Below are 6605 nucleotides of genomic sequence, written 5' to 3'. Positions count from 1 at the left end.
GCAACTTTTTACCCGCATCGTAGAGCTGGGTAGTTTTAGTCAGGCAGCCGATCAGCTAAATATCCCACGTGCTACAGCAAGTAATGCCATTAAGGAGTTAGAGAATAACTTACAGTGCCGTTTGCTAGAACGGACGACTCGGCATGTAAGACCATCACTAGATGGACAGGCATTTTATGAACGCTGCACACAAATATTATCGGAACTTGATGATGCCGAATCATCTTTACGCAATGTAATTGCTCAGCCCCGTGGTTTATTACGTGTCGATTTATCCGGTGCACATGCGACTAAAATTGTTTTACCCAATATAGATCAATTTCACGAGTTATACCCCGACATTGAACTGGTAATCAGTACGGGTGACCGTTTGGTTGATCTGATCAGGGAAGGCATAGACTGCGTGGTGAGGGCGGGGCGTTTAGATGATTCCACTTTAATTGCCAGACATTTGGTCGATATGCCACAAGTCATTTGTGCAAGTCCTGACTATTTAAATAAACATGGAACGCCAGAGCAACCAGAAGATTTGTTATCACATTATTGTGTCAATTTCTTTTCGACATCAGGCGGGCGGAATTATCCATTTGAATTGATGGTGAATGGCAAAAAACAAGATTATTTTTTGAAAAGCTGGATCGCGGTAAATGATGCTGAAAACTATGTATTATCTGCCTTACAAGGGGCTGGCTTAATTCAAGTACCGCACTACCATGTGGCAAATGAATTAAAAAATGGGCGTCTGGTTCAGGTTTTATCTGAGTGGGAAATCCCGAAGATGTCAGTTTCTGCATTATATCCGCAGCATCGGCAGCTCTCGCCACGCGTACGAGTTTTTGTCGCTTGGCTGAGTGAGTTATATACGAGTTATTTTGCCAACTTTGAATACCCGCAAAAATGAAATATCTTGCGGGTAAGTCAAAAACTGAATGATATTTTTAAGACTGATTCTGTAATTTATCTTGAGTCTTGGTCTCAAAATCACTCGCATCATGGCGTTCATGCAACTGGGTAGCTAAATCACCAAAGGTACGATTTACCATACGGCCACGTTGTACCGCAGGGCGCGCTAAAATCGCATCTGCCCAACGTTGAACATTTTTATATTGATCGACACCTAAAAACTCCGCGCCGTTATACACCCAGTTTTTAACAAGACCGCCATACCAAGGGAACGCTGCAATATCAGCAATGCTATATTCAGAACCAGCCAAATATTCGTTTTTTGCCAGATGCTGATCTAATACATCAAGTAAGCGTTTTGTTTCCATTGCAAAGCGGTTAATCGCATATTCAATTTTAACAGGGGCATAAGCATAAAAATGTCCAAAACCACCACCTAAGTAAGGTGCACTGCCCATTTGCCAGAATAACCAATTGAGGCATTCAGTACGTGCAGCAATATCAGTCGGAATAAACGCTTTAAACTTTTCAGCCAAGTAAAGCAAAATTGAGCCAGATTCAAATACTCTTAATGGCGGGTTTTGGCTATGGTCAACCAATGCTGGAATTTTAGAGTTGGGATTAATTTCTACAAAGCCACTGCCAAATTGCTGTCCTTCTCCGATTTTAATCAGCCAAGCATCATATTCAGCATCTTTATGTCCTAACGCTAAAAGCTCTTCAAGCAAAATAGTAACTTTTTGACCATTAGGCGTTGCTAAAGAGTAGAGTTGGAGCGGATGTTTTCCTACTGGAAGTGTATGCTCGTAACGCGCACCTGAGGTAGGTTGGTTTAAATCGGTTTTTTCTCCAGTCCATTGCCAAACTTGTGGAGGAATATAGTTTGAATCACTCATTTTTTATCTCATGTTTGGTGTAAATATAAGGGTTTAGTTATGTCGCAAGGCAAGCCATTTTTGTACGCTCGGACGTTGCCATTGCTGTAATGCATAGGTTTTTAAACGCTGTGGTACAGCATCACCATTTTGAATAAGGCGTTGCAACATCAGGGCAAGTTCAGCATCCACAATACTCCATGAACCAAAAAGAAATTCGGCATCAGACGCAAGAAGTTCTTCTGCAACAAAGAAAAGTTTCTCCGCAGCTTTTTTGCCTTCTTCTGAAAGTGGAGTGGACTTGGGCTGAATAAAAATAACATCGGTTGGACGCTCAGTTCTTAGTGCCACCAAGTCTGATCTGAGCCATGCCTGTATTTGTCTTGCTCTTGCGCGAGCTTGAATATCTTTTGGATAAATAGCTGTGTCTGGATAAAGCTCTTCAAGATATTCCAAAATGGCGGAGGATTCTGATAAGGCAAAATCATTATGCTCAAGTACAGGCACTTTGGCAGTTAATGACTTTTCTACATAAGATGTTTCAAACTGGCCTTGCTGACCTAAGTCGATGGTTGCTATTTCAAATGGAATTTGTTTTTCGTGTAGTCCTACAAAAACTGTAAATGCATAGGGACTTAGAAATTGTGAATCTGTATACAGCTTAAAATGCTCGTTATTCATTGTTATTGTCCGTGTGATAAACAGATGGGTCTAGTCTAAGTGAGCTAAGCCAAGATTGGGTAGCTTTTTTGTGGAAAAGCTTTATCGGTTTTTGAACTAAGCTATTTCAGTGGTCAACGTTAGGGTTTAATGTGCTGAAAATGTTGACGAACAATGCTAAGCCAAGCTTGTACCGCTGGTGAGGCAGGAAGATTCTTTTTCCAAGCCATGACTAAGTGCCACTGAATATTTGGTTTTTCGAGTGGTACTGCTGCAAATAAAGTCGGGTCAAGCATGTCGGTATAATATTGAGGGAGAAGCGCAATTCCCATACGTTGTAATACCATGTCTGCCAAGAGATGCCATTGGCTGGTACGGCAAGCAATAGTTGGATAAAAACCATGCTGCTTACATGCATCGAGAATAATACTGTTTAAAGAAAAATTCTCTGGGAACATTAAAAATGATTGGTGTTGTAGTTCTTCTAGATTTATTTTTTTGCGGGTTGCCCAAGTTGCATCACGACGTAAAAGTACCATTAAAGGGTAGTTACATAACTCGATGCTATTAAAAGTTTGTTCATCAAAAGGCTGCAATAAAACACCAACGTCTAGCTCATTATTGAGTAAAGCCTGTTCAATACCGCGTGAACCTACTTCCATAAAAGCCAATTCAATATCTGGCCATTGACGATGAAAGTCAAATAGGGCAGTCGTTAGGAGCTGCGAACCTAAAGGTGGAACGCCAAGTTTTAAAGTACCTGTTTTTAATTGTTGATAGTTTTCTATCTCAAGAAAGATGTTTTGTTCTGCCTGAAGAAGCTCGACCGCATGTTGATAAATACGCTCTCCGATTTCGGTTAATTCAATTTGTCTTTTCCGTCCATGATCGGGTTTGACCAAAAGCTGTACCTGAAGTTGCTCTTCGAGTTGTTGTAATATTTTACTAACGGTGGGCTGAGTCAGATATAACTCTTCAGCAGTACGGGTAAAACTTTTAGTTTTAACCAGAGTAACAAAGCACTGTAATGATTTTAGAGAAAGCATAATAAAGAATAGATTATTCCATTTTGGAATAATATTAACATGAATAATTCATATTTAGCAGGTTTAACCAAGCTAGCATAATAGTGTAGTTAACCATTTAATTTCGAAAAATGAGTACTGAATCTGCTTCTGGAACACCCACACAACCATCATTGTTCATGTTAGTTAAACAAATTTTGATTTTGGCTGGTTTTTGGTGGATCGGATATCTCTTACACCAAAAACTCGGTGTGCCTGTCTCGGCAGGTATTTTAGGTATGTTTTTATTGCTTTTATGCCTGTTCTTTAAAATTATCGAAATGGATCAGGTGGCAATGGGAGCAACCGTGGTTTTAGGTGAGCTATTACTGTTTTTTGTGCCTGTAGTCGTTGCCGTTGTCCAGTATAAAACCCTGTTTATGACCGAAGGATGGCAAATCGTCTTAAGCATTGCGGTTGGAACCATTTTAGTCATGTTAAGCACTTCACTGACTATTCATTATTACAATCGTTTGAAGGCTTACTTACAGGCTAGAAAACGTCTTCAACATAAGCATATCTAAAGAGCATAATGACATGAATATCTGGTCAATTCTTTGTCTCATCTGGACTTTGGTCGCTTATGTTGTGGCAAAGCGAATCTATCAAAAACATCCAAAACTTTGGTTATCACCCGCAATTAGCGTGCCTGTACTTACCATCATTTTGATGACGATTTTTGGAATTTCATACCAAACTTATTCAGAAGATACCCAGTGGATTGTTAATTTATTAGGTCCTGCAACGGTAGCTTTCGCTATACCGATTTATCGTTATCGGGAAACGATTCGTAAAAACCTCGGAGTTCTTACGATTGCGATTATTGTCGGCATGAGTGTAGGCGTGATGACTGCCTATAAAATGGCGCAGTGGTTCCACTTTAGCCCTGAAGTCACTAACAGTTTGATGGCACGTTCTATTTCAACACCTTTTGCCATGATTTTAGCTGAAGATATTCATGGTTCGGCAGCATTGGTTTCACTATTTACCGTTATTACCGGTTTGGTCGGTATGATTTGCGGCGATGCAATTTTAGCGATTACTAAAATCCGTTCTAATGTAGCAAATGGTGCCGCCTTTGGTAACGCAGCGCATGGTTTTGGTACAGTTAGAGCACAGCAGCGCAATAGTGAAGAAGGTGTAATTGCCAGTTTAACCATGGTCATTGCAGGTATTTTAATGGTACTCATTGGGCCATTTGCGATTCATCTATGGTTGCTGTTGTAAGGTTTACCTACATTGACTTGGCTTGCTGTTGAATAATCTTTGATAATTTTTTGATAGCTTGTTGCATCAGTTCGGGTTCAAAATCCCCTAAACCGACAATCAGACCCGAACGTTGCTGTTCTTTTGAAAATGTCGGTGAAATTGCTTTGATGGCAATACCTGCATCGACTGCCGAGCTTGCAACGTCAATATCATTAATATGTTGAGCAAGCCATAACACCATATGCATGCCTTGATCACCCGGCTGTAACCAAGCCAGTTCTTGAGGTATGTATTTTTCAATCAAGCCAATAATGTATTCTCGAACTTCTGCATAGACATTTCGAGTACGTCGAATATGCCGTTCTAAATAACCCTCTTGAATAAAAGCAGCCAAAACGTGTTGGTCGGCAGCAGGCGGGTGTCTATCAATTAATACTCTAAGCCCACAAAAAGGAGCTACCAGTTCTTTAGGCAACACTGCATAGCCAAGCCTAAGCGATGGAAATAAGACTTTGCTGAAAGTCCCAAGATAAATGACTTGGTCAGGTGCCATGCCTTGTAAAGATGGGAAGGGCTGACCGTTGTAACGAAGTTCACTGTCATAATCATCTTCAATGATCCATGCATTTTGCTGTTTTGCCCAAGCTAATAATGCCGTGCGTCTTGCTAGACTCATCGGCATACCCAATGGATATTGGTGAGAGGGTGTTACAAAAGCAGCACGCGCATGTTTAGAAAGTTTAATTCCGGTTTCAACCTGAATGCCTTCTTCATCAACAGGAACACGCACCATTCGAATGTTTTGCACAGTATGCTCAAAAATGGCTGTTGTACCGCGATAAGCAGGATCTTCAACCCAAACTTCATCTTTCGCCTCAAATAAAATTTGGCTGCAAATATAAAGTGACTGTTGAATGCCAGGTGTAATCACAATTTGTTCAGGTTCGCAGTGGACAGAACGTGACCGTCGTACATAGTCTGCTATAGCAATTCTTAGTGATAACACCCCTTGAGGTTCACCATAACCTGATGGAGCACCTGCACCCCGAGCTCTAAATTTATTACCAAATTTACGCCAGATGTCGCTCGGTTGAGTACGACCGACGGGGACAGATACCGCAAAAGGAACATGAGGAAGTGGCTTAAATTCATCAAGCACTTTGGCATATGAAAGTGCCGACTTCGTCAAAGGGATTGAGTTAGGTGTGGTCTCTTTTTGAGAATGTTGCGGTGTAGTTTTTTTAGCTAAAGCATGAGACACATAAGTACCAGTTCGTGGTTGAGAGTTAAACACACCTTCAGCTAAAAGCTGATCGTAAGCTTCAATAATGGTTCCGCGAGCGACACCTAGGGTTAAAGCCAATTCGCGTGAAGAAGGCAATGGATCGCCGGGCTGTAAATCACCACTTTGTACAGCTTCGCGTAAAGCTTGAGTCAGTTGAGCACTTATCTTTCCTTGGCTTTTATCAATCTTTGCAATAGACGGAAGTTCCACAACTTTTGCCATTCTTGCCATAATTCTGGTCTACTTAAAAAAATACAAAGTGGTTCTTTTTAATAAACCACATAAACCAGAAAATTTACAACACAAAATATAAATAACCCTGATATTTACAGCGAGGTTTTTAGCCATGTATATCCCTGATGATTTTGCAGAAAACCGTTTGGATGTATTGCATTCTCTTATTACAGAACATCCATTTGGGGTGCTTTTTACGCATGGAAGTAATGGCTTAGATGCAAATCATCTTCCATTCGAGTTGCAAACAAATGAAGGGAAATTTGGCATGCTACATGCCCATGTGTCACGAAATAATTCTGTTTGGCAGGACATTAAAAATGGAGATGAGGTGTTGGTCGTTTTTCAAGCGGGCGATGCGTATATTTCACCAAA

8 protein-coding genes are annotated in these 6605 nt (G+C 40.7%); 4 read left to right on the top strand and 4 right to left on the bottom strand.

What is annotated here, in order from left to right; all coding sequences use genetic code 11:
- A partial coding sequence (locus tag C1642_RS17105) for a LysR family transcriptional regulator (protein WP_103236638.1) occupies positions 1 to 901 on the top strand: 901 nt, incomplete at its 5' end.
- A gap of 37 nt (positions 902 to 938) precedes the next feature.
- Here the strand turns inward: C1642_RS17105 and yghU are convergent.
- The 3 genes from yghU to C1642_RS17090 all read right to left on the bottom strand — a co-directional run bounded on the left by yghU (position 939) and on the right by C1642_RS17090 (position 3484).
- Positions 939 to 1799, bottom strand: a complete 861-nt coding sequence (gene yghU, locus C1642_RS17100) for a glutathione-dependent disulfide-bond oxidoreductase (RefSeq protein ID WP_001285217.1) — start codon at positions 1797 to 1799, stop codon at positions 939 to 941.
- Positions 1800 to 1832: 33 nt separating this feature from the next.
- Complete coding sequence (gene yfcF / locus C1642_RS17095; protein ID WP_103236637.1) at positions 1833 to 2459, bottom strand: glutathione transferase; 627 nt, start codon at positions 2457 to 2459, stop codon at positions 1833 to 1835.
- 119 nt (positions 2460 to 2578) lie between these two features.
- Positions 2579 to 3484 (bottom strand): LysR family transcriptional regulator, encoded by a 906-nt coding sequence (locus tag C1642_RS17090; RefSeq protein WP_103236636.1) that lies wholly within the window; start codon positions 3482 to 3484, stop codon positions 2579 to 2581.
- A gap of 110 nt (positions 3485 to 3594) precedes the next feature.
- Here C1642_RS17090 and C1642_RS17085 point away from each other — a divergent pair, with 110 nt between their 5' ends.
- Both C1642_RS17085 and C1642_RS17080 read left to right on the top strand, forming a co-directional pair.
- Positions 3595 to 4026, top strand: a complete 432-nt coding sequence (locus C1642_RS17085; RefSeq protein ID WP_031960372.1) for a CidA/LrgA family protein — start codon at positions 3595 to 3597, stop codon at positions 4024 to 4026.
- Positions 4027 to 4039: 13 nt separating this feature from the next.
- Entirely contained in the window at positions 4040 to 4729 is a 690-nt protein-coding gene (locus C1642_RS17080) for an LrgB family protein (RefSeq protein WP_001028713.1), read from the top strand.
- Between the two features lie 7 nt (positions 4730 to 4736).
- On the opposite strand, the gene C1642_RS17075 is transcribed toward C1642_RS17080, so the two are convergent.
- Entirely contained in the window at positions 4737 to 6227 is a 1491-nt protein-coding gene (locus C1642_RS17075) for a PLP-dependent aminotransferase family protein (protein ID WP_103236634.1), read from the bottom strand.
- Between the two features lie 115 nt (positions 6228 to 6342).
- Here C1642_RS17075 and C1642_RS19815 point away from each other — a divergent pair.
- The coding region (locus tag C1642_RS19815) for an FMN-binding negative transcriptional regulator (RefSeq protein ID WP_228153966.1) at positions 6343 to 6605 on the top strand (263 nt) is incomplete at its 3' end.

The organism is Acinetobacter sp. AKBS16, from assembly GCF_002899995.1.
Lineage (GTDB): Bacteria > Pseudomonadota > Gammaproteobacteria > Pseudomonadales > Moraxellaceae > Acinetobacter > Acinetobacter baumannii.
This window is presented reverse-complemented; position numbering and strand designations above follow the sequence as displayed.

Coding starts and splice junctions, on each gene's coding strand:
- C1642_RS17090 (WP_103236636.1), bottom strand. CDS start 3,484: ATGCTTTCTCTAAAATCATTACAGTGCTTTGTTACTCTGGTTAAAACT.
- C1642_RS17085 (WP_031960372.1), top strand. CDS start 3,595: ATGAGTACTGAATCTGCTTCTGGAACACCCACACAACCATCATTGTTC.
- yghU (WP_001285217.1), bottom strand. CDS start 1,799: ATGAGTGATTCAAACTATATTCCTCCACAAGTTTGGCAATGGACTGGA.
- yfcF (WP_103236637.1), bottom strand. CDS start 2,459: ATGAATAACGAGCATTTTAAGCTGTATACAGATTCACAATTTCTAAGT.
- C1642_RS17080 (WP_001028713.1), top strand. CDS start 4,040: ATGAATATCTGGTCAATTCTTTGTCTCATCTGGACTTTGGTCGCTTAT.
- C1642_RS17075 (WP_103236634.1), bottom strand. CDS start 6,227: ATGGCAAGAATGGCAAAAGTTGTGGAACTTCCGTCTATTGCAAAGATT.